Below are 2,208 nucleotides of genomic sequence, written 5' to 3' on the forward strand. Positions count from 1 at the left end.
CCTGGGCCGTGGCCGGAGCCGACAGCCAGGCACAGGCGAGCAGCGCCAGCGCGAGCACGGACCTCGATCTCATCCCACACCTCCACGGCCGCGACACCGGCCCGAGACCGACCTTCGCATCGGGCGGAGAGTTGCGATAGACGGAGGCGCGTGATCGGGCTGTTGCCCCCAGAGCAACACTCGTCACGGCCCCTCCAGGGCCGTCATTGCCCGTCCAGGGCCTGCACGGCCTCGGTCAGCAGGGTGGCCAGCACGGCCGGGCCGGCCGGCAGATGCGCCTTGGCGCGGGTGACGAGCATCAGCTTGCGCGGCTTGAGGCCGGGATCGGCGAGCGGCACGAAGACGAGCGCACCCTCGGCGAGCTCGCGCTCGACGCCGACCCGGGTCTGGAACGTCACCCCGTGGCCGCGCACGGCGAGGTCGCTCATCAGGTGGATGGAGTTGGTGACGGCGGAGCTGCGCAGGGCCGACGCGTCGCCCGGCATGGCGGCTTCCAGCGAGGCGCCGAGCGTCAGGCTGGCGTCGGCCAGGATCACGCGGTCGGCCGAAAAGTCGGCGAGCCGCACCCGCGGGCGGCGGGCGAGCCGATGGTCCGGCCGCATCAGCGCCCCGAGCTTCAGCCCGGCGCCGGCGAGCCGCACCGTGCCTTTCGGCGGCTTGGCGTCGAAGCCGATGGCGAGATCGCATTCGCCGCGGGCCACCGCCTCGAACGCCCGGCCCGAGCCGGTGACGTGGAGGCGCACCTCGACATCCGGACAGCGCGCCCAGAAGCGGCTCAACACCTCCGGCAGCAGGCCCCGGGCGACGCTTTCGACCGCGGCCACCGTGACGGAGCCGCGGCGAAGACCGGCGAGGTCGTCGATGAAGGCACAGGCGCGCTGCAGCTCCGCCTGGCTGGCGCCGGCGTGATAGACGAGGATCTCGCCCGCGCTGGTGAGCTTGAGGCGTTGCCGGGCGCGCTCGAACAGCGGCGTGCCGATGCCCTCCTCGAGCTGGCGCAGCGTGCGGCTGACCGCCGACGGCGCGACGCCCAAGGCCTCCGCGGCGCGCCGGACCGAGCCGAACCGCACCACCGCCTGGAACGCCTGCAGGCGCGTCGAGATCAGGCCGAGGCGGTGCAGGGTCATGGCGAGAGCTCGCGCATCAGCGGACGGTCGATCCAGGGCGCCGCGGTGCATCCGTTCCCCTCATGGTGAGGAGCGATCCGGAGGATCGCGTCTCGAACCACGAGGCCGCCGGCGCGAGGGGCCCGTCACACCGCGATCGGCGCCTTGATGTGCGGGTGCGGGTCGTAGTTCTCGAGCCGGAAGTGCTCGAACCGGAAGCCGAACAGGTCCGTCACGGCCGGGTCGATCCTCATCACCGGCAGCGGCCGCGGCTCGCGTGAAATCTGCAGGCGCGCCTGCTCCAGATGGTTGAGGTAGAGATGAGCGTCGCCGAGGGTGTGGACGAAGTCGCCGGGCCGCAGGCCCGTCACCTGCGCGACCATCAGGGTCAGCAGCGCGTAGGACGCGATGTTGAAGGGCACGCCCAGGAACACGTCCGCGGAGCGCTGGTAGAGCTGGCAGGAGAGCTTTCCGTCGGCGACGTAGAACTGGAACAGGCAGTGGCACGGCGCCAGCGCCATCTTGGGCAGATCCGCCGGGTTCCAGGCCGAGACGATGATGCGGCGCGAGTCGGGGTCGCGACGCAGCAGATCGAGCGTCTGCGCGATCTGGTCGATGGTGCCGCCGTCGGGCGTCGGCCAGGACCGCCACTGCGCGCCGTAGACCGGGCCGAGGTCGCCGTTCTGGTCCGCCCACTCGTCCCAGATGCTCACCCCGTTGGCCTTCAGGGAGGCGACGTTGGTGTCGCCGGCCAGGAACCACAGCAGCTCGTGGACGATCGACTTGAGATGCAGCTTCTTGGTGGTGACCAGCGGAAAGCCTTGCGCCAGGTCGAACCGCATCTGATGGCCGAAGATCGACAGGGTCCCGGTCCCGGTGCGGTCGCGCTTCTCCACACCCTCGGCGAGGATTTTTTCCATCAGATCGAGATATTGCCGCATGCCGGACCGTCCATGCGCCGCGCGGCCGACAGCGGCCCGCGACTCGGGGCCGACACAGTAACGCCCGCCCCGCGGCAGCGGAACGGGCGCTTGTGGATGGATGGTCGGCTCGAAGCCCGGTTGCTCACAGTCTTCACCCTCCCCTGGAGGGGGAGGGTCGG

The 2,208-nt window shown here is 71.1% G+C and carries 3 protein-coding genes; all 3 read right to left on the minus strand.

Annotation, left to right across the window (positions count from 1 at the left end):
• A partial coding sequence (locus CH341_RS35470; protein WP_210208688.1) for a hypothetical protein occupies positions 1-187 on the minus strand: 187 nt, incomplete at its 3' end.
• Positions 188-203: 16 nt separating this feature from the next.
• A complete protein-coding gene (locus CH341_RS30785; RefSeq protein WP_111423416.1) occupies positions 204-1,127 on the minus strand; it encodes a LysR family transcriptional regulator in 924 nt (307 codons plus the stop codon).
• A 125-nt stretch (positions 1,128-1,252) separates the two neighbouring features.
• Positions 1,253-2,047 carry a thymidylate synthase gene (locus tag CH341_RS30790; protein WP_111423419.1) on the minus strand — a complete coding sequence of 265 codons (795 nt, stop codon included), beginning with the start codon at positions 2,045-2,047 and terminating at the stop codon, positions 1,253-1,255.
• Positions 2,048-2,208: the final 161 nt, after the last annotated feature.

The organism is Rhodoplanes roseus (assembly GCF_003258865.1).
In the GTDB taxonomy this organism is placed as follows: Bacteria; Pseudomonadota; Alphaproteobacteria; order Rhizobiales; family Xanthobacteraceae; genus Rhodoplanes; species Rhodoplanes roseus.

Coding starts and splice junctions, on each gene's coding strand:
- CH341_RS30785 (WP_111423416.1), bottom strand. CDS start 1,127: ATGACCCTGCACCGCCTCGGCCTGATCTCGACGCGCCTGCAGGCGTTC.
- CH341_RS30790 (WP_111423419.1), bottom strand. CDS start 2,047: ATGCGGCAATATCTCGATCTGATGGAAAAAATCCTCGCCGAGGGTGTG.